General features: G+C 41.5%; 23 protein-coding genes. 6 read left to right on the top strand and 17 right to left on the bottom strand.

Features of this window, described 5'->3' with window-relative positions; genetic code table 11:
• Window positions 1-320 precede the first annotated feature (320 nt).
• On the bottom strand, window positions 321-671 hold the full coding sequence (locus R7041_RS07815) for a hypothetical protein (protein WP_206949006.1): 351 nt from the start codon (window positions 669-671) through the stop codon (window positions 321-323).
• Between the two features lie 81 nt (window positions 672-752).
• Between R7041_RS07815 and R7041_RS07810 the strand changes: the two genes are divergently transcribed.
• Window positions 753-1,592 carry a LysR family transcriptional regulator gene (locus R7041_RS07810; RefSeq protein ID WP_206949007.1) on the top strand — a complete coding sequence of 280 codons (840 nt, stop codon included), beginning with the start codon at window positions 753-755 and terminating at the stop codon, window positions 1,590-1,592.
• 296 nt (window positions 1,593-1,888) lie between these two features.
• The gene (locus R7041_RS07805) at window positions 1,889-2,101 is read left to right on the top strand and encodes a hypothetical protein (protein ID WP_005376260.1); all 213 of its coding nucleotides are present in this window, start codon (window positions 1,889-1,891) and stop codon (window positions 2,099-2,101) included.
• A gap of 90 nt (window positions 2,102-2,191) precedes the next feature.
• Here the strand turns inward: R7041_RS07805 and R7041_RS07800 are convergent, their stop codons facing one another.
• The 10 genes from R7041_RS07800 to R7041_RS07755 form a co-directional block, all read right to left on the bottom strand.
• On the bottom strand, window positions 2,192-2,581 hold the full coding sequence (locus R7041_RS07800; protein WP_206949090.1) for a universal stress protein: 390 nt from the start codon (window positions 2,579-2,581) through the stop codon (window positions 2,192-2,194).
• 808 nt (window positions 2,582-3,389) lie between these two features.
• The gene (locus R7041_RS07795; RefSeq protein ID WP_005376257.1) at window positions 3,390-3,551 is read right to left on the bottom strand and encodes a YoaH family protein; all 162 of its coding nucleotides are present in this window, start codon (window positions 3,549-3,551) and stop codon (window positions 3,390-3,392) included.
• Window positions 3,552-3,592: 41 nt separating this feature from the next.
• On the bottom strand, window positions 3,593-4,714 hold the full coding sequence (locus tag R7041_RS07790; protein ID WP_053349901.1) for a conjugal transfer protein TraF: 1,122 nt from the start codon (window positions 4,712-4,714) through the stop codon (window positions 3,593-3,595).
• A 60-nt stretch (window positions 4,715-4,774) separates the two neighbouring features.
• The gene (locus R7041_RS07785; protein WP_064369250.1) at window positions 4,775-5,656 is read right to left on the bottom strand and encodes a DUF2861 family protein; all 882 of its coding nucleotides are present in this window, start codon (window positions 5,654-5,656) and stop codon (window positions 4,775-4,777) included.
• A 6-nt stretch (window positions 5,657-5,662) separates the two neighbouring features.
• On the bottom strand, window positions 5,663-6,325 hold the full coding sequence (gene vxrB, locus R7041_RS07780; RefSeq protein ID WP_005376251.1) for a response regulator transcription factor VxrB: 663 nt from the start codon (window positions 6,323-6,325) through the stop codon (window positions 5,663-5,665).
• Window positions 6,300-7,754: a sensor histidine kinase VxrA gene (gene vxrA / locus R7041_RS07775; protein WP_025767766.1), complete on the bottom strand. Its 1,455-nt coding sequence runs from the start codon at window positions 7,752-7,754 to the stop codon at window positions 6,300-6,302. Before vxrA ends, vxrB begins: the two co-directional genes overlap by 26 nt.
• Before the next feature lie 155 nt (window positions 7,755-7,909).
• Complete coding sequence (gene pntB / locus R7041_RS07770) at window positions 7,910-9,286, bottom strand: Re/Si-specific NAD(P)(+) transhydrogenase subunit beta (protein WP_005376248.1); 1,377 nt, start codon at window positions 9,284-9,286, stop codon at window positions 7,910-7,912.
• A gap of 8 nt (window positions 9,287-9,294) precedes the next feature.
• The gene (locus R7041_RS07765; protein ID WP_171345692.1) at window positions 9,295-10,851 is read right to left on the bottom strand and encodes a Re/Si-specific NAD(P)(+) transhydrogenase subunit alpha; all 1,557 of its coding nucleotides are present in this window, start codon (window positions 10,849-10,851) and stop codon (window positions 9,295-9,297) included.
• A 434-nt stretch (window positions 10,852-11,285) separates the two neighbouring features.
• Window positions 11,286-11,567 carry an HlyU family transcriptional regulator gene (locus R7041_RS07760; RefSeq protein WP_005376244.1) on the bottom strand — a complete coding sequence of 94 codons (282 nt, stop codon included), beginning with the start codon at window positions 11,565-11,567 and terminating at the stop codon, window positions 11,286-11,288.
• A 41-nt stretch (window positions 11,568-11,608) separates the two neighbouring features.
• Window positions 11,609-11,977 (bottom strand): late competence development ComFB family protein, encoded by a 369-nt coding sequence (locus tag R7041_RS07755; protein WP_047101090.1) that lies wholly within the window; start codon window positions 11,975-11,977, stop codon window positions 11,609-11,611.
• A gap of 253 nt (window positions 11,978-12,230) precedes the next feature.
• Between R7041_RS07755 and R7041_RS07750 the strand changes: the two genes are divergently transcribed.
• Window positions 12,231-13,469: a sensor domain-containing diguanylate cyclase gene (locus R7041_RS07750; protein WP_130545642.1), complete on the top strand. Its 1,239-nt coding sequence runs from the start codon at window positions 12,231-12,233 to the stop codon at window positions 13,467-13,469.
• Window positions 13,470-13,721: 252 nt separating this feature from the next.
• Here R7041_RS07750 and R7041_RS07745 read toward each other — a convergent pair whose 3' ends face one another.
• A complete protein-coding gene (locus tag R7041_RS07745; RefSeq protein WP_017634619.1) occupies window positions 13,722-14,681 on the bottom strand; it encodes a diguanylate cyclase in 960 nt (319 codons plus the stop codon).
• A 273-nt stretch (window positions 14,682-14,954) separates the two neighbouring features.
• Between R7041_RS07745 and R7041_RS07740 the strand changes: the two genes are divergently transcribed.
• Complete coding sequence (locus tag R7041_RS07740; protein ID WP_005376232.1) at window positions 14,955-15,392, top strand: DUF3069 domain-containing protein; 438 nt, start codon at window positions 14,955-14,957, stop codon at window positions 15,390-15,392.
• Window positions 15,393-15,468: 76 nt separating this feature from the next.
• On the opposite strand, the gene modC is transcribed toward R7041_RS07740, so the two are convergent.
• The 4 genes from modC to R7041_RS07720 form a co-directional block, all read right to left on the bottom strand.
• Window positions 15,469-16,575: a molybdenum ABC transporter ATP-binding protein ModC gene (gene modC / locus R7041_RS07735; protein WP_086047388.1), complete on the bottom strand. Its 1,107-nt coding sequence runs from the start codon at window positions 16,573-16,575 to the stop codon at window positions 15,469-15,471.
• Window positions 16,572-17,261, bottom strand: a complete 690-nt coding sequence (gene modB, locus R7041_RS07730) for a molybdate ABC transporter permease subunit (protein WP_205391170.1) — start codon at window positions 17,259-17,261, stop codon at window positions 16,572-16,574. The genes modC and modB overlap by 4 nt, the downstream gene beginning before the upstream one ends.
• A 27-nt stretch (window positions 17,262-17,288) precedes the next feature.
• Complete coding sequence (gene modA, locus R7041_RS07725) at window positions 17,289-18,044, bottom strand: molybdate ABC transporter substrate-binding protein (RefSeq protein ID WP_206949008.1); 756 nt, start codon at window positions 18,042-18,044, stop codon at window positions 17,289-17,291.
• A 69-nt stretch (window positions 18,045-18,113) separates the two neighbouring features.
• Window positions 18,114-19,565, bottom strand: coding sequence for a cobyric acid synthase (locus R7041_RS07720; protein ID WP_064369677.1), 1,452 nt, complete (start codon window positions 19,563-19,565; stop codon window positions 18,114-18,116).
• 155 nt (window positions 19,566-19,720) lie between these two features.
• Here R7041_RS07720 and R7041_RS07715 point away from each other — a divergent pair, with 155 nt between their 5' ends.
• Together R7041_RS07715 and R7041_RS07710 are read left to right on the top strand one after the other, a co-directional pair.
• The gene (locus R7041_RS07715) at window positions 19,721-20,095 is read left to right on the top strand and encodes a YgiW/YdeI family stress tolerance OB fold protein (RefSeq protein ID WP_005376220.1); all 375 of its coding nucleotides are present in this window, start codon (window positions 19,721-19,723) and stop codon (window positions 20,093-20,095) included.
• A gap of 155 nt (window positions 20,096-20,250) precedes the next feature.
• Window positions 20,251-20,787, top strand: coding sequence for a hypothetical protein (locus R7041_RS07710; RefSeq protein WP_017634623.1), 537 nt, complete (start codon window positions 20,251-20,253; stop codon window positions 20,785-20,787).
• A gap of 123 nt (window positions 20,788-20,910) precedes the next feature.
• On the opposite strand, the gene R7041_RS07705 is transcribed toward R7041_RS07710, so the two are convergent.
• Window positions 20,911-21,594, bottom strand: coding sequence for an ATP-dependent zinc protease (locus tag R7041_RS07705; protein ID WP_005388032.1), 684 nt, complete (start codon window positions 21,592-21,594; stop codon window positions 20,911-20,913).
• Between the last annotated feature and the right edge of the window lie 8 nt (window positions 21,595-21,602).

Here is a 21,602-nt window from a genome sequence, read left to right as displayed (position 1 = left end):
CTGAAACTCAGTATATTGTATAAAAGTCGGTCAACTTTAGGAGGTTTGGTTTCTCGTCTGAATTACGCAACAAAGCCAACATGGACACGCATTTGCTTAACCCAAACGTGTAAGTACTACATTACTTTTATAGGAACAAGGAATCTAACAGATGTAAACTCTCTACTTTTCAATCTATACCTAGATCTTTCTTCATATGTTCACTCAACTCGTTAGTGGTTCTTACATTAATCTTATGTTTGCAATGATGGATTCTCAACTCTTCACCAAATAATTTTACTAGTGATTTGGTATACAAAGTATTAATATTATTTATTATTCTATACAATGTATCTTTCTGATAAACAGATCTTTTCGAATTTTGTATTGCAGTCTTCATATTTAAATATCCTCACACGTTTAACTTTATAATTTAAAGATTCAATTTCAACTTTTATTATTACTTTTTTCGATATGGAATGAGTCATTATCAATGATGCACAATCAAGAATTAAGTCACCCGAATCCAAATTAGTAATTTCACGAGAAAATTTTTTTATTTTTAAATCTTTAATTTCTATATTTAATCCGATTGAGTTAATTTCTTCAGGATATCGGTTTAACTTAATATCCAATATGGTTTTATTAAGATAGTAGTCAGCCTTTATGTCATGGCAGCTTTTAAATATCATTGTCCCCCTCCGATGAAGCAAGTTATACTTTCCCACCAGTTAAAAGACAACGTGACTCAGAGTTGCAAAAAGGTAACAATCATGGAATTGATGAACAATGAGTTGATCTGCTTTGCAGCCATTTGTAAACACCTCTCTCTTACAGAGGCATCAAAAGAACTTGGAAAGTCTAAAGCTCAAGTGAGCAGGCAGCTAGCAGCATTAGAAAAACAACTTGGTGTAACACTCGTCCACAGGACAACAAGGAAACTCGTTTTAACTGATCATGGCGAAAGCATTAGAGAGCTTGCTATCAAGATGTTAGAGAGTTTGCACGAGTTAAATTACAGAGCTAGCTCGTTGAGTGAATGCATTGATGGAAAGTTTAAAATCACAATGCCCAACTCTATAGCCTCTTCTATTTTTGGTTCTGTTCTTAAAGACTTACAAGAACGATATCCAAAAGTTGATTTTGAAATATCATCAAGTAACAATGTAGAAAATTTATTAGAAAGCAATGTAGATTTAACGATTAGGCTTAATAATGTTATTGATGACACTCTTATTGCACATAAAATTGGTGATTATAGTGATATTTTGATATCTAGGGTAAGTAATGCCAACCACAAAACACTATTAATCTACAAACATCATTCGAATAAGGAATCAATTAAAAGTCAATATACTGATGTTATCGAAGTTGATAACACCTCTATTTTAATAAACTTTGTTTCTGAGGGAGTTGGGGTTGGTGTCATTCCAAACTATCTTGTTAAAAGTAACTATATAGACAAAAACATCCGAATATCGCAAACTTTTGATATAGAACGTTCCATGTATATTGCCTACCCTTATCAAAACCCTTTGCCAAGAAAGCTAGCTGAGATATCTACTTTTATTCGGTCTGAGTTATCACAAGTATTGAAGAGTGAGTCATTTTAGGGCGGTTGTTCAGATTTAGAATTTTGCGTTGTCTACTCAACTAGGCCTAACGCTAATCTTTGTAACATATTGTTTCAGCGGCATTTATTAACCCCCCCATCTTTATGCTTGCTATCACAATGTGGGATGCTCTTCCGTCTTGTTATCAAGGTTTTGCGTGGAATAAATCACGTGGGGTAAATGATAGATTGACTTACATTAAAATTTTCATCAAAAGCAACTTTATATAAAATTGATTTCATACCAATCTATGTGTATCTTCTACCCATATCCCCACAATAACTAAGGAGAATGCCATGGATAAGCTACTCGCGTCTGCATTAGAAATTAAGCAGCGAACTATGGTGACTGGCTTTTTTGCTAGAAATGGATTCAAAATCGCTATGACCGATTTTGATGATGTCACTTTTGAGCGAGAAGGCGTGCAAGTTAACGTACATTTTGATCTGCAGTCAAACGCGGAGTCTGCATCTGTTTTATCTCATGAGGCATCAATCATTCCTGGCTAAAAACTTTTATTATCACCGATACACCAAGCCGAACATAAACGTTCGGCTTTTTATTGACAAAAAATGATGAGTGCGAACAAGAGTTGTCGATCACTCGTCTAAATAGACGATTAATAAATCAGCTTCAACTTCGTTCACAACCTTTGGTATCGATGAAAAAAAGCGACTCAATAAGTTGTGATGATGACCACAGACAACTAAATCTATCCCCTCTTTTTTGACGATTCCCGATAGTTTTATATGAAGATCGCCGATTACTACCATGGTCTCGTTTACTGGGTATAAGCATTTATCAGCGAGCTCTTGCAGCCTTCTTTCCAATTCTTGCTCTTCCTTCGCTTCCATGACTATGCGATCAACATCTACGTGAACAAATGAGAGTTTGCTGCTTGAGTTATCTGCTTGCATTATTGCTTTTTCGATAACGGATTGGCTAGATTTAGATAAGTCGACAGCAACCAAAACGTGCTTGTAACCCATCATTCCTCCCTTGGTTAGTTTTTGTTCTCATATTAAGTCTAGTCCACATAGAGCGAACACAACATCAAAACTACTGCTACTCATCCAAAGATCAACGATGTTTTCCCAATTTCTTCTCTAATTATCGGACTATTTAACAGGAAGGACGTCAGGAAACGTTACGTTGTAATAGGCGTTACTGCTCTTGATTTCTACTACTCTTGAGGTTTCATATTACCCACTTCAATGTCGCCTAGTTTAGTAAAACTACTTTAGGTTAAGCGTGTTCAATATGTAACGCTCCGCTCAAATCCAGGAGACGTATTTCGGCTAAAAAAGCAGCTCAATAAGATGGACTTCGATTCATCTATTACATATGTCTGCGAGTGCTTACTGTTCTTATATCGCTTATTTAATAAGTCTAGTTTAATTACCGTTATAAGTTACGGTGTATCTTTTTTCTTTTTTCAGCATAATCCTCTATCTGGGAACGAAGTCCTCTCGCACTTTGTAATTAAATTACAAAATTAATCGCAACCAATATGGTCGGCAGATTAAATGCCCGAGGTAAAGAATTGATATTATTGAGTTTAATTTATGAGTTCTTTAAAAAATGCCTAATTACCTGTGCTACGAAAACTAAGGTTAACACGATTGGGTAAAATTTTACTAACTCGCTATTTAGTCTTAAAGGCAATTGAACAAGATTAAAATCATATAGGTTTAGTAAATTGTAGTTACAGCGTAACTAGGGTGGTGTTTGGGAATGTAAAGGAATTGAAAATAGAAAGGCAAAAAAAACAGGGCGTATGCCCTGTCCATGAATTGATTAGTTTTGTTGCTGTTGTTTTTCTGCGTACTCAGAACGAATCCGTTCGGCAACAATTTTGATAGCTTCTGCAGTACTTGTGCCCTTCGCCATCAATTCTTGAATTCTCTCTACAGCTTGTTGTTGCTCTTGGTGAGATAGAGGGGGTAAATCGTCAAACATAAAAAGCTCCTCATTTTGAGGAGCTGACTATAACGATTCAATTAATAGGTAGCAAGGAAATTAATGGATGCACCCATAGCGTTCTCGTTTGTGTACTGAGCTGCGATATCCAATTCGAACAACTTAAGTGGAGACAACCCGATACCAGCAGTAATGGTTCCTTCGTCCTTACTTCGAGCTAAGTTCTTCATATACCCTGCTCGTAATGCCATTTGACGCAAAATATCAAATTCAATACCAGCTCGAATCATTTGCGTATTATCATCAAAGGATGAAAAACGTTTTTCTTCGTTAAGATCGTAGTCAACACTCATCGTAAAGTAATCGGCAACAATCCCTGCCCCAACGGTGTATACAGGACGCATGCTATATTCGTATGATTTTATCGTATCGCTGCCATATTGGAATGATTTTGTTTTAACGTCTCTTCCGATCAAATTTTTCGCTGAAATACCGAGACGATATGGGCCAAAGAACCAAAGTGCGCCTGCGTCTAAGTTAAACATCGTTTCCGCGGTCTCATTTTCACGTAAGTCTTTAGTATCAAAATTCTGAAAACTCGTGGCGTATGAGTATGTGTATATACGCTGAAGTTTAGGAGTAACACCAAAAGAAAGGTGTTGGTTCATGAAATTAGTGTATTTAGCAAGTGAAATACCAGCTTCAGCCACGCCAATAGAAACACCTTGTACATAGCTATCATCTAATGGATTAGTACCTGAGGTATCAACATTTGGTTGTACGAATGATTCAGTGTATAGCTTACCGTATGCAGTTGCAGATAAGAATTTGTTGGGGATACCAATGGCAACGACACCACCAAGATCAAAGTCTGTCTTTTTCCCATCGATAGCATCCATCGATTTTTTGATTTCATCGACGTCTGTCAATTTGCTGATGCGTTCGATTTCATCAACTAGATCATATTGATCATCGTAGCTGCCACCAAAACTTGGCACGATCATTCCTGCATCGTCATTTCGGCGATAAATCGCAGTAAGAGCGGGGTTGAAAAAAGGCGCAGTTAGATAAGTTGCTGATACGGTACCAACGCCCCCCATTGCATCACTACGAGCCTCTATCGCATAAGTAGCAGCAGAAGCAGCATTAGCGAAAAGAATAGTAGCAACAGAAGTGGCAAGAATTTTATATTTGTTTTTCATACTACACTTATGATTTTAGTTCGTCCTGAACCTTTATCGGCACAAGTAGTATTTCTTTAACTATTCTTCCTGGGAAAGATCATAGGTTCGGCTAATAGTTTGAGCCTGCTCAACAATTATATCGCCCTGCCAACGGCGACTATTGATACTTACCGCCAATACGTATCTATCGTTTGGGACACCCGCTAGCTCCAATGAATTTGGATAGTTAGACTCGTAAGTCTTTTTCCACATTTGCTCGTACTGGCCATCAATGTAGTCATACAAACCGACTTCAAGTTGCGGTAATGGACAATGGGGATTACGAAGTGCGCTCTTTTCTACTTTCCAATTCTCTTTAGATGTCCAACGAACATATTGAGAAGAGTTTGAATCTCCAAGTATTACCCAAGTTCGATACTCTTGTTTATCAGTAGAAACAACGGTTAAGTGATATAAACCAGCTTCAAGTTTACCTGTTAAGTTATAGCGTTTCGAGTAGCTACGCTCGTTGGCAAGTTCCGTCCCGCTCGGCTGTTGTTCATAGCTGAATGAACTGTCCGCGGATATAGAATCATCCACCCATCGATTAAATGAAATATTTTCGATGTCAGTTGTAGCTCTTAGCTTGATTACCAATCTAAATGTATCTCGCCCAGGGCTTTGAATAGTCTGACGAATAACGTTCACACCACTTATCCAATCAGGCAGCGTTACACCAGTGAGAGCCTTGCCACAGTTTTTAGATAGTGACTGACCAAGAAGATCATTAAGGTGAGGAGTCAAATCTTTACTTGGTTCCGTTTGCCAGAGTTCAACAAGAGAGTTGAACATACCCGTAAGATCATCTTCAAGTAAGTGTTGATGTGCCTGTGTTAAAGGCGTGTTAGTTTGAAACCAGTCCATTGCATGGACTGGTTTCACTAACGCTAATGAGAGAACTACAGGGAGTAGTATTTTCATTACGACTTATGCTTTCATCTTGTAGCCAACACCACGAAGTGTTTCAATTTCCAGTCCTGGCAGTTTTTGACGAAGCTGTAGTACATGTGTATCAACCGTACGTGTTGTCGGGAAGTGATTGTAACCCCAAACGTGGTCAAGTAGCTCATCACGAGTAAACACGCGACCTAAGTTTGACGCCAAAAAAAGCAGCAAATCAAACTCTGTTCGAGTAAGCGTAATTAGCTCGTCTTTATAAGTCACTTCACGAGTCGAGCGGTCAATCTCTAAGTCTTTTGTAATCACTTTATCAGCGTTGCTTTGTTCTGCTGAATCCGGTGCTCGTAGCTGTGCACGGATTCTCGCAAAAAGCTCCGCCTCAGCAAAAGGCTTTGTTAAGTAGTCGTTCGCGCCGGAATCAAGGCCTGCAACTTTATCTTTTACGGTAACAAGTGCCGTTAACAAGATAACTGGTACGTCTTTAATCTGTTTCCATTCTGGGAGACATTGTACAGAGTCACCATCTGGGAGTTGGCGATCGAGAATTACCAAGTCAGCTTTTTTCCATTGTGGCTCTACGTCTGCAATACGCTCCACATGTAAACACTCATATCCTGCTTGTTCCAGGCTTACTAACAGGCCGTCAGCCAAGTTTTTATCGTCCTCAACGAGAAGCAGTGTCTGTTTCACAAGGTATCTCCAATATAAAAGTTGTAGGTGGTCCCATTAAGGACATTTTTCCGCCCATGCGGCCTACCATAGATTCAACGATTGTTAATCCAAGTCCTAACCCGCTCTTACTTACGAACGGTTTCTTCAAATTTGCCCAATCTTTAGCCGTTAGGCCTCCTGCATCTCGGACTTGGAATACTATTTTTTCTTCACTAGTTGAGACATCCAATTCAACCGGTGCGACACCGTACTTAAGCGCATTACGAAGCAAGTTATCGATACAAGTTCCTAACCAGTACACATTAACTTTAGCAGCCACATCTTCATTGATGTTAAAAAGCACGGCACTATCAAATTCTTCTTCGATCTTAAATTCTAACCAATCTGCAACGGATGGTACCCAGTCTGTTGCAAGCATTTGGTTATCAGATTGCAAATAATCTTTACTTGCTTCTGCCAATTGACGCAGGCGGCGCGTATCTTCACACAATCTGCGGAATTCGTCATACACACTTTCAGGCAAATGCTCGAACTCTCGACGAAAGCCCTCAACCGTTAGTGACAGAGATGCAATCGGTGTTCTGAGCTCATGCGTTAAAATTTGCAACACGAGCATTCTACTACGTAGTTCTTCTCGCTTGCTATTCCAACGGTACACCGCCCAACCAATCACCAAAAGAATATTGGCGATTACCAGTATGATCATACTGATCCGCAAAACTTGCGAGTGATCTTCTACATCCCAACAAATATTACCTCGTTTAACAAAGCAACTTTTGCTTTGAGACGCTAGAGCGTATGACAGACCCGCATTCGCTACGTTCTCTTGCCAGATATCTTTCTCGAAAACAAAGTAACGGTCACCACGCCTTAACCAAAGTTCGTTACCTTCAATAAACATGCTCGCGCCTGCAATCAAAGCATTAATGGCGTCGTCATCCATGTTTTTCAAGCTTTCTAGCAACTCATCCCCTTCCTCGTTATCACGCTCTTTTATATGCATGTACTGAGATAGTTTGGGTTTGAGTTCTGGATACTTATCCACATAACGTGCCGCATACGTCCCACCACCAGGGTGAATGAGACCACTACGCGAGAACCAACGAGGTGTCAGCTGCGTCCCTTTACAAATCGCCCTTGTAAATACTAAAGGCTCAGTAATTAAAGGACTTAATGGTAATTTGCCACGACAAGTATTCGCCAAGCTGTAAAGCTGTTGGATATCTTTTAACGGATAGTCAGACGTTTGCGGCAGAAGCGAATCTGGCGCAAGTAACTTGGTAGGATAATTTGATTGCAGAATACGAATATCGTACGACTTAAGAGCTACTTCATAGTTAAATAGCTCTGTAAACGTATCTATTCTTTCTGGTAGTGAATCGGAAAATGCAGGTGCCGAAAAAAGCGGCAATACAGTTGCAAAACCGAGCAAAAACTTTTTAATCAAACTGTTACCGTCACTTGTTACATTAGCCAAAACTATACATCAATCTACAAGCAATTGACATCTGCTAACAGAAGGATTTGCATTACTATAACATTGAAACGGAACAAAAAAGGGCCAGCGATTGCTGACCCTGTATAGTTTTAAATCAAGAATGGTTAAAGTGCTTTAAAAATAGACTCAACACTTTCTTTCGCATCACCAAATAGCATTGATGTATTTTCTTTGAAGAACAGTGGGTTCTGTACTCCTGCGTAACCAGTATTCATTGAGCGCTTGAATACCACTACGTTTTTCGCGTTCCATACCTCCAATACGGGCATACCAGCGATTGGGCTGTTCGGATCTTCCAGTGCGGCTGGGTTGACCGTATCGTTAGCACCGATAACCAATACGGTATCGGTTTCTGCAAAGTCATCATTGATTTCATCCATTTCAAGAACGATATCATACGGTACTTTTGCTTCAGCGAGTAACACATTCATATGCCCCGGTAAACGCCCCGCTACTGGGTGAATCCCAAAGCGAACTTCAATACCTTGTGAACGAAGTACATCAGTAATTTCATGAACAGGGTATTGTGCCTGAGCTACTGCCATGCCATATCCTGGAGTGATGATTACTGATTTTGAGTTCTTCAACATCTCTGCAACTTCTTCAGCCGTTGTTTCACGATATTCGCCCTGCTCTTCGTCACCTGAAATCACTATCTCTTGACCAAAACCACCGGCAATAACACTGATAAACGAACGGTTCATTGCTTTACACATGATGTAAGAAAGAATCGCACCTGATGAACCTACCAAAGCACCTGTTACAATCAATAGATCATTTGCTAGCATAAAACCTGCTGCCGCTGCTGCCCAACCTGAGTATGAGTTCAACATAGAGACAACAACTGGCATATCAGCACCACCGATTGAAGCGACTAAATGGTAGCCGAATGCGAACGCGATCAAAGTCATCACAATAAGAGCGAACATGCTGCCATCTGCTTTTACGAAGTAGATCATAAGAAGCGTAGAAATAACAACCGCTGCGAGGTTCATTTTGTGCTTATGAGGCAGGTTAAGTGGCGACGAAGAAATCACACCACGCAGCTTACCAAATGCGACAATTGAACCGGTGAAAGTTACGGCACCGATGAACACACCCAAGAATACTTCTACAAGGTGGATAACATGCTCAGCATGTGTTGCTGCTTCTGGCGCATCTAGGTAACTGTTGTAGCCAACTAAAACCGCAGCTAAACCTACAAAGCTGTGTAGAATCGCAACCAGTTCTGGCATCTCGGTCATTTCTACTTTCTTCGCATAGAAAATACCGATCGCACCACCTATCGCCATCGCGATAATGATCCAACCAAAACCTTGCGCATCTGGACTAAAGATCGTCGCTATTAGCGCGATCGTCATACCAGCGATACCGTAGTAGTTACCATTACGAGCAGACTCTTGCTTTGAAAGCCCCGCCAAACTCATGATGAAAAATAATGCAGCAACAATGTAAGCTGCTTGTACTAATCCTGCAGACATTGTGACTCCTATTTATCTTTGCGGAACATTTCAAGCATACGCTTGGTAACGGTGAAACCACCGAAGATATTGATACTCGCGATCAATACGGCAATAAAAGATAGGAATGAAACGACGCCATTACCTTGTCCAATTTGCAGTAATGCACCAACGACAATAATGCCAGAGATAGCATTCGTTACTGACATTAGTGGAGTATGAAGTGCATGGGTAACATTCCATACTACGTAGTATCCGACAACACACGCTAGAACAAATACAGTAAAGTGAGAAAGAAACGCTGCCGGAGCAACCGATGCAACCCATGCAAAGGCTCCAACAGCCGCTGCCACACCAATAATTTTCTTCGTTGGAGACGTAGGTTCTTCTATTTTAGGCTCTGGCTTTACAGGCTGTTCTTGTTTCACTTGCGGCTGAGCTGAAACCTGAATTGGTGGAGCTGGCCAAGTAACTTCACCTGCTTTCACCACGGTAACGCCTCGGATAACAACATCTTCAAAATCAATATTGATGTTGCCATCTTTCTCTTTACACAGCAGTTTTAGAAGGTTAACAAGGTTTGTCGCGTAAAGCTGAGAAGATTGTGTAGGCAAACGACCAACCATGTCAGTGTAACCAACAATTTTTACCCCGTTATCCGTCATGATAACTTGGTCTTTCACTGTATATTCACAGTTACCGCCATTAGCGGCTGCCAAGTCAACAATTACACTGCCCGCTTTCATGCTGTCGACCATTTCTTTGGTGATCAACTTCGGCGCAGGTTTACCAGGGATGAGCGCGGTCGTAATAATGATATCAACATCTTTAGCTTGCTCTGCGTATAACTCTGCCGCTTTTTTGTTGAAGTCATCAGACATTTCTTTTGCGTAGCCATCCCCAGAGCCTGACTCTTCTTGAAAGTCAACGGTCAGGAACTCAGCGCCCATCGATTCAACTTGCTCTTTTACTTCTGGGCGGACGTCAAACGCACGGACAATGGCACCTAAGCTACCTGCAGCACCGATAGCCGCCAAGCCAGCGACGCCAGCACCCGCAACCAATACTTTCGCTGGAGGTACTTTACCGGCAGCCGTAATTTGACCTGTAAAGAAACGACCAAACTCATGAGCTGCCTCAACCACTGCACGATAACCAGCGATATTAGCCATCGAAGATAGCGCGTCTAAGGCTTGTGCACGTGAGATACGAGGAACGGAATCCATGGCAAGAACGTTAATGTTCTTACTTGAAAGTTGTTCCATCAACTCAGCATTTTGAGCCGGCCAAATAAAGCTAACCAGTGTTGCTCCATCTTGCAGTAACGCAATTTCGTCAATGCCTTGCTCATCATCCACAATTGGCGCATTAACTTTTAAAATAAGGCCAGATGCCCAAACTTCTTCACTAGAAACGATTTTCGCACCAGCTGCTTCATAAGCGGCATCATCGAAACTCGCTAGCCCCCCCGCTTGGGATTCAATCGCGACATCGAATCCCAATTTTATTAACTGCTCAACCGACTTCGGCGATGCAGCCACTCGCGATTCACCCGCGAGTATCTCTTTAGGTACACCGATTTGCAAAACGCATACTCCTTGTATACATATCAATAAATTAGTCCCAAAACAGAGCGTCGCTCTACTCTAATTCTTTTTTATTTCTATCTGTTTACCACGCAAGACAATTGCAAACGAAAGATGATGTTTGGGGACACCCATTTGCACAATAACACCTTGACTAACAGCCCTGTTATTATTCTGTTTGTATCGAACGCGTCTCATTACTTCAAGTGTTTTGTAATTTAAATACTAAATTTCATTACATATAACGCTAAGTAATGAATGATTGTCGCTCTGTGCACGAAAAATAACAACGCAACACCGTACTTGACTGAGGTCTAACCAGGTAACGATTAAATACTGACTTAACAGAGATTTAAGCGTTAAAAAGAAAGAGCCACTAGCATATACACTAATGGCTCTTTTTAAGATGACTGGAATCAAATTGCAGTAAATTGCTAGTCGAAGATTTTATCGCCCATTTGATCAATAAACATTTGAGATTTCTTCAACATAAGGTCATTGGCATCTTGCTCTGAGCCAAGCAAATCGGAGCGAATAAACCGATGTGTTTTCACTTCATCATTGTCATGCTTTTCTATTCGACCAGCGATGCGATATTGTCCGCCCTCTGAAAGGCTCTCTGGGTAAATAAGGAAACCTTTATATTCAACTGGTTCGATATTTTTGGCTTCAACCGTTTTCTCACTACCACCAAACAAACGCGAAAAAAATCCCACGATTCCTCCTTGGGTCAGCTCACTAGTCAACTGAGCGACTCTTACTTAATATTAACGTTAAGGATCGGTTTTTCATACCAATCCAACTCTTTGTCATCATCATAACTAGTATGGGAAAAAATTACAGGCACATCATACTCTCGGTTCTTACGCCTGTCTTCTTTCACCATTTCTGCAGCGTTTTTCACCGCTATATCCGCGCTTTGCTTAAACTGGCTTAATTTTTGTTCAGGAAGTGAAGACAAAAAATCAATATCATAACGGATATAGACAGGCTTGAGCTGGATAAGCGCAAGGCAAGCAATATCGGCTAACTGTTCGTTGTCATACTGTTCTAAAAATTCGGGCAAACTGAGAACCTGACCTACTAATGTTTCCATGTAATTGTGCACATCTGAGCTTATCTGCATCTGTAAATCTCCTTTTTCCTATGAAATGAGTATAGCAACGACTTGTTTATAACAACTTATTGATTGCTCTTAATTTAATCAATCTCTCTCTTTTTGCGGTAATGTCTTCCAAAATACTTGGGAAAAGGAACAAATAGACGTATTCTTGCTAGTTCTCAAAGTTCGAAATTCAATAACGGATAAATATCCATATTGATAAAACGATTTACCTAACCAATTATATAGTCAACTATTTTCAGGCAGTTTGTAATAGATGTCCTCATCGTCAATGACTTCATCAGGCTTCAGATTCTTATTCCCTTTTTTGCTACTGGGCATAGTGAGTTCGGGCATGGACAGCATTATTCAGATGACTCAGGCAAACTGGGGCATTGCCGCAAACTTGCCGTACATACTATTAGGTTGTGCGCTACTCCTTTGTTATTCATTTAAGCAAGGCAGAGAGTCCATGGTGTGCTTGGCAATGTTGCTAGCCTATTTCGTGATACAGCACCGCCTACAAGTCCCGCTTCAAAGTGGTACCGCTTTACTTGAGCTAACCATTTTAGCCACGTTACTTCCTGTCTCGTTTCTTACGGTATTTTTGTTTAGTAAAGAAGGTTTTGACTCTAGAGCCATGTTGACTTACATCTTGATGTTAGCAATGTTCGTTCTTTGGTCTTATCTAACGCTAGCATATTACGTTGAAGGAGGGTTTGAACAATGGACAAGCGGTATTTTATTTATTGTACCGACGGTCTCTAAACTGCCTTTCATTCTTGTTTTATATTGCGTGGGTATTGTCTGTTTTCTTGGAATTCTTGTTTTAAAGAAGAATGAAATTATCCATGCGATGACCTACTCTGCCATGGTATTGGCGTCTGCGACGTTCATTTTCTTTGATGTGCAGTACATATCAAGCACCATGTTTACTCTAACAGGGCTGCTTATCATTATTTATGCCGCTTCCGCTAGCCATCAACTGGCTTTCACCGATAGCCTAACGCTGATTCCGAGCAGACGTGCACTTGATCTCGATCTAAAACACATGGGTAAGAAGTTCACGATCGCAATGCTTGATGTTGACCATTTTAAAAAGTTTAACGACACCTACGGTCACGATACTGGTGATGACGTTCTAAAAATGGTCGCTTCGCGCCTCACTAAAACCCCAGGCGGCGCAAAAGTTTATCGATTTGGCGGAGAAGAATTTACCATCGTTTTTAAAGGCAAATACGCTGACGAATGTAAGAACTTTTTGGAAGAAGCTCGCAAATCGATTGCAGAATACGAGATGATATTACGCGATGAAGAATCTCGCCCTGAGAACCATAAACAAGGACAAAAACGTCGTGGTAGCAACAGCTCGAAAAGAAAGTCGGTTTTTGTTACCGCAAGTTTCGGAGTTGCTGATAGCCGGAATGGGCAAGCTCCTCTGGACGTCATTAAATTAGCGGACGAAGCACTTTACAAAGCGAAAAAGGCCGGACGTAACTGCATAAAGCTTCGTTAGACCCTCACCAATCGTGAAAGTTAACAAGCTTGTCCGGGTTTAAAACAAAACCGAACTTCCCCATCAGCATAATAACTGCACTCATCGTTGCCACTATCCCGATGTTATCTATCTAATCAAAGGTATAAGGTATACGCCCGATTGCGACATTCCGTTCGCACTGTTTTGCCTATCTTACTTTGAGTTAGCTTTAAAATAACCACCAAAAAGTGACAACGCAACAAAAGGAGTAATATTCATAAGATTTTGTTTTTAAAAAGAATTAACCACAGTATGTGTGTTTCTTCCCAAAGATTTTGATGTATATAGTGCTTTATCAACTGTCGCATACAAATCTGATTGCACTTCTTTCCCTGTCGGTTGAAAAACAAAAACACCCTGTGACACTGTCACTCTATTTGACACACTAGAATACTCATGTGGGTAATCGAGAAAATACATAGCCTCTTGTATACGCTCGGCTTCTCTTTCTGCTGTTTGAGTGTCGGTACACCCTAGCAACACGACAAACTCTTCTCCACCATATCGACCTACATATTCCCCAGAGCGACAAAACGTCGCCTTTAGTTGATTCGCAATCGCTTGTAAGCAACGGTCGCCTTCAATATGACCGTAGTTATCATTAAACGGTTTAAAAAAATCGACGTCCAATAGAATCAAAGCCATTGGCATGTTGTGACGGCCATGCCATGCAACCATCGATTCCAACTTATGGTCGATATAACGGCGGTTATAGAGTTTGGTTAGGCCATCTTCATTCGCTTGCTGAGTCAAAAGTTGATTAACCTGCTCCAATTGAGCTGTCGCTTGCTTAAGCTCTCGTCTCATATGAGCAATACGCTGCATTGCGATAAGTTTAGAGTTCAGTACCAGTTTATCTACCGGCTTAATTAAATAGTCATCACCGCCCGCATCTATGGCTTTAGCAATCATTTCTGGCTCTTCGTGACTACTCAAGAAAATAATTGGGATCCAATCCGGAAACGTTTCTCTTATATGAAGAGAGACTTCAAAACCGTTCATATCTGGCATTGATATATCGAGTAACACCAGTTCCGGATCAAAACTCTCGTAGGTATTTAACGCCTCTAGTCCACTACCTACGGCTTTTACAATATGTCCAAGTTGCTTTAGACGAATAGCCAACTGCATCCTGTCTAGCTGAACATCGTCAACCAGAAGGATTCGCATCGATGTCCCTGTCGGTTGCATAACGCGTTCCATTTTTAATTATGTCTTTATTAAACATATACCATACTCATAGAGTTGTTGCATTTGACTCATAATTAAGTGCTATATTTTTGTTTGAATATCACGGAATCCATTGCATAAAGCAGTTAGACTGGACGTTACCCTATCTAATCATGGCCTGTGAGCAGAAGTTCAACAAACTCATTCACTTTGGTCATCTTGCGGGTTAATGGGTATAGCTATTTGATGCATTTGGTATTAATATTCCCGCCTTTTTGTAATGAGAGACACACCATGTCAGAAGCAACTAACAGCGAAAGCAAAAAAATCGATCTAGCCAGCATTTCTCCAGAGCTACGTAAAGTTATCGAATTTGACGAAGTTCCAGAGCAAATGTTCGAAATGGTTACCTCTATCCATGAAGTGTCTGAAGAGGCGGTACGTGAATCATGGGACGAAATGCCAGCAAGTGCACAGAACATTCTAGACAACTTTGAACAGTTTCATGCTCTAGTTTCTGTAGGCCAAGCATTCGCTGGTATTAATGTGATGGAAGAGTTTCCGACTCTTAATCTGCCAGAAAACATGACAGATGAAGATAAAGAAGAATACCGTGCTCAACTACTTGATAATGTGCTTCACAACTGTGTGAAAGACATGGTTAAGCAACTTAAGAAAGCACGTCGTGACCCACTTCTTAAGCGTGAATTCAAAGAAGTATTCGCGAAGTAATTCCGACATTCTTCTAGTAACAAAGGCCGCACTTTGCGGCCTTTTTTGATCATGAAGCGTAAATCAGTCTAAACGGTTAATGAGGCGCTAGTGCCATATCTTTTTGTGTCACACTGACACCTTTAATTTGTGCAAAAACACGGCTACCAACTTTTAGGTTGAGATCATCAAGGGCCCACGGTGTGATCGTTGCCCACAAATAACATTTCTCGTCTAGCTTGAGTGATACATTAATACTCTGCTTGTCATCGGCTGCGTTAAACGCCTCGAGGGAATCGACAATAGCAGGCAAAATATTTCGAATCGACGTCGCCTTGGGTTGCTCGAGCGTGATAGAAACGTCGTTGGCACGCACTTGCAAGCGTATTGGCGTGTCTGGTGTTCCGTCGATCTTTTGCACCCACAGGAATACATTAGGTGCAAGGCTGATACAAGTCAGTGCATAACGTTCATGATGTTCAGCAATCCGGCCTTCAAATAAGCTGCTTTGATCTGAGAAAGATTGCCATGGACGCATAGCATGAGAAGCCCACACTTCCTCAAGCTTACCTGAACTCGAAATTTTACCTTGGTCAATAATTGCAAGGTGCTGAGCAAGCCTTAAAATTTCCTGGAGACTGTGTGTGACATAGATAATAGGGATATTTACCTTCTCCGACAACTCCTCGAGAAAAGGCATTACCTCACGCTTTCTTGGCATATCGAGTGAGGCAAGTGGCTCATCCATCAAAAGCAAATTGGGTTTAGATAGCAATGCGCGCGCAATCGCAACACGTTGCTTTTCACCACCAGAAAGTGATACCGGAAAGCGCTTTAGTAACGGTTTGATAGACAAGAGTTCGGTGACTGCATCAAAATACTCGTCATCTTTTTCTTTAACGCCATATAACAAATTGCCTTGAACCGAATAGTGAGGAAACAAACGTGAATCCTGAAACACATAACCAATACCACGCTTGTGCGTTGGTAGGTTGATTCCCTGTTCACTGTCAAACAAAACATGCTCACCAACCGCAACATACCCTTGCCTTGGAGTGACCAATCCGCTGATGATGTTAATCAACGTCGTTTTACCAGCACCAGATCGTCCAAACAAGGCACTAATTCCGTTACAGGGTAACTTAAGTTTGATGTCGAAGTCAGTCTCACCAAGCATTTGTTTAAATTGGACTTTAATCGTCATTGCTTCGCACCCAATCTGCTTGCCGCTTTACGATTTAGCCATTCAGAGATCATTAATGTAGACAAGGCTAACGCGATAGAAATGATACACAGACGAGCCGCCTGCATTTCTGCACCTGGCGTTTCAATAAAGTTGTACATCGCCAGCGGAATCGTTTGGGTCTCACCCGGAATGTTAGAGACGAAACTGATCGTCGCCCCGAATTCGCCAAGACTACGAGCAAATGACAGCATCGTGCCCGTAATAATTCCGGGAATGGTCAGTGGTAACGTGACGGTGAGAAACACTTTTAAAGGAGAAGCGCCTAACGTAGAGGCTGCGTGCTCCAATTTAGGGTCGACGCTATCTAAGCTTAAGCGTACTGAACGAACCATCAAAGGCAAAGCCACGACAATACAAGCGACTACTGCCCCTTTCCAATTAAAGCTAAAGACTACCCCTAAGTTTTCATAGAGCCACTTTCCAAGGACCCCTTGTCGTCCTAAAGAAATCAACAATAAATAGCCGATTACCACTGGCGGCAATACCAGTGGTAAATGAATTAAGCTATCGAGAATCGATTTACCAAAGAACGTTTTTCGAGAAAGTAGCCAAGCAAGAAAAACGCCGAGAGGAATCAGCCAAAGTACTGCGTACGCGCCTACTTTGAGGCTTAACATTAAGGCTTGGTATTCCAGTTCTGTCACGCTTCGTTCCTATAATTGAAGGCCGGTTTATTGCTGAAAGCCATATTGAGCAAAAACGCGTGCGGCTTCGTCCGATTTTAGGTACTGGAAGAACTGCTCCGACTCAGTAGAATCATTCACAATTGCAGCCGGGTAAACAATAGCCGCATGCGTATCACTCGCAAATTCGCCGACAATTTTGACTTTATCAGTTAACTGAGCATCGGTTTTGTAGACCACACCTAAAGGCGCTTCTCCACGTTCAACCAACGCCAAAGCTAAGCGCACATTCTTTGCTGGTGCGACGTGAGTTTGAACCGCTTTCCATACACCCAGTGTAGTCAATGACTCTTTCGCGTACATACCAGCAGGCACTGACGTCGGATTGCCTAACGCAAGACGATTTCCATGCAATGCCTTCTCCCATGCCTTTGCATCAGAAAAGTTAAATGAGGTTAATTCTGAAGACTGGGGAGCAATCAACACTAAGCTATTGCGCACTAAATTTATGACATTGTCACGATAAATGACGTCTTTATCGACCAAATAATCCATCCATTTCGTGTTCGCAGAAATGAATACATCCGCTGGTGCGCCATTGATAATTTGTCGAGCGATAGAAGAAGAACCACCATAAACGGGAGTGATAGAAACGTCATACTTTTCTTCAAAGTTTTGCGCGATCTCGTTAATCGCATTCGTCATAGAAGAGGCTGCATACACTTTTAGGTTCGTTGCTGCGTTTGCTGAAAATGAAATGCTTAATACTGCCGCAAGGCAAGCATGCTTTTTCCATGCTTTCATAGAGATACTCCAATACAAGGCAAGCGAAAGAACAGGTTATTTGAATATAAAGTTCAATCAGTTAATGTGCTATTTAAACAAAAAATCAAGGCGCATATGTTGTTCTATCGCATCTGCGATGCGATTAATGCCTTGCTCCTTTAACTCTTCAAAGTCTTGTTGTTTGATTTGGGTGCCGTTTACCCATTCTGATACCAGGCTTAAGACATCTGCCTCGTCAAAGAACCCGTGAAGGTAGGTTCCCATGATTTGGCCACACTCGCTGATCGCCCCCTCCGCTTCACCGGAACTGAATGTAAGAGGTTGCAGGCCCCGTACTTCACTTCGCCCTACGTGGATTTCATAACCCTTTACATTGGCTGTTTTGCCGTTAAGAGAAAGCTGTGCTTGTGTGTTTGTAAGCTGTTTGCTGTTAGTTAGCGTCGTAGTGATATCAAGCAAGCCAAGTCCTTCGCTTTGACCTGGTTGGCCTTCGACGCCGTTTGGATCATCAATCAAGTTTCCAAGCATCTGGTAGCCGCCACAGATACCAATCACTTTTCCACCAAGACGAATATGACGCAAGATATCTTTATCCCACCCCTGGCTTCTTAGATAATCCAGATCGTCTCTGACCGATTTGGTCCCAGGCAAAATAACCAGGTCGGCTTTATCTATTTTTTCGCCTTTACCTACATAACGTAGATTGATGTCTGGATTCAATCGCAGCACATCAAAATCAGTATGATTACTAATCCGGGTTAAAACAGGCACAACAACATTCAGTTTTACCTCAGAGTGCAACTCTTGCTGTGCAGTGATCGCGTCTTCTGCTTCTAAATTCAAACCATGAAGAAAAGGAAGTACACCAAGTACAGGTTTACCTGTTTTTTCTTCTAGCCAATCGAGGCCCGATTGCAATAAACGAATATCACCTCGAAAACGGTTGATAACAAATCCTTTTACTCGCGCTTGTTCAGATTCAGAAAGTAACGCAAGTGTTCCGTACAAATGTGCAAACACTCCACCACGATCAATATCAGCAACAATGATCACTGGTACATCAGCGGCCTCAGCAAAACCCATGTTTGCAATATCGCCTTCTCGTAAATTGATTTCAGCAGGACTCCCCGCGCCCTCGATAATGATCGAATCAAATTCTTGAGTCAGACGAGAGAAGGAATCTAACACCGTGTCCATCGCCACTTTCTTGTAATCATGAAAGCCAGCCGCATCCATATTGGAAATCGCCTTACCCTGCAAAATGATCTGAGCACCTGTATCACTGTTAGGTTTAATTAAAACCGGATTCATATGTACGGTTGGCTCAATATTACACGCCTGTGCCTGAACGGCCTGTGCTCGACCTATTTCACCGCCACCTTTGGTTACCGCACTATTTAGTGCCATGTTTTGTGGCTTAAATGGGGCAACATTTATCCCTTTTCGTGCTAATACACGGCATAAACCTGCCACAAGGACACTTTTTCCGGCATCCGAAGTGGTGCCTTGAACCATTAAAGATGGGATCGCTGATTTCATGAACATTTGTAAGGAATAGAGGAAGATGAACAATCATAACGTCATCGTCCCCACTTACTCAAGCAAATGAATAGAATATGAATGTTGAAATCATCATTGGTTCAAACAAGCCCTGCTTTAATGACCCCATCAAAACAAACCGATGAGGATGTAACATGAAAAAGAATACAATTATCGCAACAATCGCCGCCTTAGCTATTGCTCCTTCTATCGCGTTCGCGAAAGATAACGCTCAAAACCAATCAAACTTGCAGTTTAACGGTCCTGTCACTGTGGAAAAATTGGATGCCTTGCTAAACGACTCCAATATGTTTACTGAAAAAGATGTGGTCGTTGAAGGTAACTTATTGCGTCAAGTTCGCGCGGATAAGTTTGTCTTTAGCGATGGTTCCGGTGAAGTGATGGTCGAACTCGATGACGATATTCAGCTAAATACTCCGATTGATCACACGACTAAAGTCCGTCTGTTTGGCGAATTTGAAGGCGGAAATAAGCCAGAGATTGAAGTCGAACAACTCGTGGTCATGTAAAACAAAACCCCGATTGCTGTGCATATCAACATGATGTAGTGACGATTACAGCTAAATAGTGACGGCAAGCACTTAAAATGATAGCTTTATCAATCTTGGTCTGCTTTTTGCAGACCATTTTTTTGTTCATTTTAATCATCTTGCCCGGAGACACCATGCTAGGTAAAGCTCTAAAGGTTGCAGCCTTTGGTTTGTGTGCTATTTTGCCACTTTCCGCACATGCAAATAATTTCAACTACAACACGATGGAATTTCGCATGGGTACTAGCCCTGGTACATTTGGTGGCGAGTTCAATACCTACTTTACAGAGAATACCCATTTCATTGCTCGCGCAGACAGTGAGTTTAGCGGAGACTGGGACATTGCTGGTGGTATAGGCTTTAATGGGCCAGCAGGCCAATTTGCAGATATTTATGGCCAAATGTTGGTACACAACATTAAAGAGAACGGCAGTGATAAAGTGGGTGACGAGTGGCGCACGGAAGTGAATATTGGCACTCGTATTTGGTTTATGCAAAATGTTGAGCTACATGGCCGTATCGGCCAAATCATAGATAATGACGATTCGAACACCATTTACAATCTGGGCGCACGATTCCACTCAACTCAGCAACTATCGCTTGGTGCAGATTTCAAAAATAATGGTGTCTATGGCCAGCAAATTGTAATGTCTGCTCGTTTTGCATTTTAGTGGACATGACTACTAGGGCATCACAAGCAAGCATATGATTCAATAAAAATAGCCTCCGATTTTGGAGGCCATTTTTTGTTAATCACGAATTATTAGCTTGTAGCAGAAACCAGCTTTAATACATCAGTTTTTAGCGGTTTTTTTAGGTTTATCTTGCACATATTTTTTCGATACATCTACAACGGCGATATCTCTAAAAAAGCTTCGACCAAGCAAAATTGGAAACGTCATATGTCCGCGATCCGCTAACGTAAACTCTGTCTTTTCTTTGTGATCCCCAACGGTAATGTAGGCTTTTACCACCGCTCGTTTATCCACCTCTTCTGACGAAGACTGCTTAACTTTAGCCCAGCGCTCAACGGGTACTTTAAACTCTTTGGTGTCTTTGTCACCTAAATCTATCTTAAATTTAACCCAGTCTTTACCATCACGCTCAAACGGAACAATGTCAGTCGCACTAATTGATGATGTTGTCGCACCTGTATCGACTCTAGCCTTGAAAGTCTGGTCAATTTCAGGAACATAAACCCATTCTTCAGAACCAAGAATTAACATGCCATCGGGTGTTTTTGTGACCTTGACTGGCTTCTTAGGTTTTGGTTCCGGCTTTTTCTCAGGTTTCGCTTCTGGTTTGGGCTCCACCTCTGGCTTTGGATCTACATCAGGTTTCACTTCTGGCTCGACTTTAACGGGCTCTTCGACCTTTGGCGACTCTGGCTCAACAGGTTCCTGCGTCGTTTGAGTTGACGTACAAGCAATTAAACTGCCGCTCATCATAAGCGGCAGAATCAGTTTCCAGTTTTTCATCCACACTC

This window comes from Vibrio sp. 1751 (assembly GCF_033339895.1).
Taxonomy (GTDB): Bacteria; Pseudomonadota; Gammaproteobacteria; order Enterobacterales; family Vibrionaceae; genus Vibrio; species Vibrio alginolyticus.
This window is presented reverse-complemented; position numbering and strand designations above follow the sequence as displayed.

Coding starts and splice junctions, on each gene's coding strand:
- R7041_RS07715 (WP_005376220.1), top strand. CDS start 19,721: ATGAAAAAGAATACAATTATCGCAACAATCGCCGCCTTAGCTATTGCT.
- R7041_RS07705 (WP_005388032.1), bottom strand. CDS start 21,594: ATGAAAAACTGGAAACTGATTCTGCCGCTTATGATGAGCGGCAGTTTA.
- R7041_RS07815 (WP_206949006.1), bottom strand. CDS start 671: ATGATATTTAAAAGCTGCCATGACATAAAGGCTGACTACTATCTTAAT.
- modA (WP_206949008.1), bottom strand. CDS start 18,044: ATGAAAGCATGGAAAAAGCATGCTTGCCTTGCGGCAGTATTAAGCATT.
- pntB (WP_005376248.1), bottom strand. CDS start 9,286: ATGTCTGCAGGATTAGTACAAGCAGCTTACATTGTTGCTGCATTATTT.
- R7041_RS07750 (WP_130545642.1), top strand. CDS start 12,231: ATGTCCTCATCGTCAATGACTTCATCAGGCTTCAGATTCTTATTCCCT.
- R7041_RS07800 (WP_206949090.1), bottom strand. CDS start 2,581: ATGGGTTACAAGCACGTTTTGGTTGCTGTCGACTTATCTAAATCTAGC.
- modC (WP_086047388.1), bottom strand. CDS start 16,575: ATGACGATTAAAGTCCAATTTAAACAAATGCTTGGTGAGACTGACTTC.
- R7041_RS07740 (WP_005376232.1), top strand. CDS start 14,955: ATGTCAGAAGCAACTAACAGCGAAAGCAAAAAAATCGATCTAGCCAGC.
- R7041_RS07745 (WP_017634619.1), bottom strand. CDS start 14,681: ATGCAACCGACAGGGACATCGATGCGAATCCTTCTGGTTGACGATGTT.
- R7041_RS07805 (WP_005376260.1), top strand. CDS start 1,889: ATGGATAAGCTACTCGCGTCTGCATTAGAAATTAAGCAGCGAACTATG.
- R7041_RS07790 (WP_053349901.1), bottom strand. CDS start 4,714: ATGAAAAACAAATATAAAATTCTTGCCACTTCTGTTGCTACTATTCTT.
- R7041_RS07810 (WP_206949007.1), top strand. CDS start 753: ATGGAATTGATGAACAATGAGTTGATCTGCTTTGCAGCCATTTGTAAA.
- R7041_RS07795 (WP_005376257.1), bottom strand. CDS start 3,551: ATGTTTGACGATTTACCCCCTCTATCTCACCAAGAGCAACAACAAGCT.
- R7041_RS07720 (WP_064369677.1), bottom strand. CDS start 19,565: ATGAAATCAGCGATCCCATCTTTAATGGTTCAAGGCACCACTTCGGAT.
- R7041_RS07785 (WP_064369250.1), bottom strand. CDS start 5,656: ATGAAAATACTACTCCCTGTAGTTCTCTCATTAGCGTTAGTGAAACCA.
- R7041_RS07710 (WP_017634623.1), top strand. CDS start 20,251: ATGCTAGGTAAAGCTCTAAAGGTTGCAGCCTTTGGTTTGTGTGCTATT.
- R7041_RS07755 (WP_047101090.1), bottom strand. CDS start 11,977: ATGCAGATAAGCTCAGATGTGCACAATTACATGGAAACATTAGTAGGT.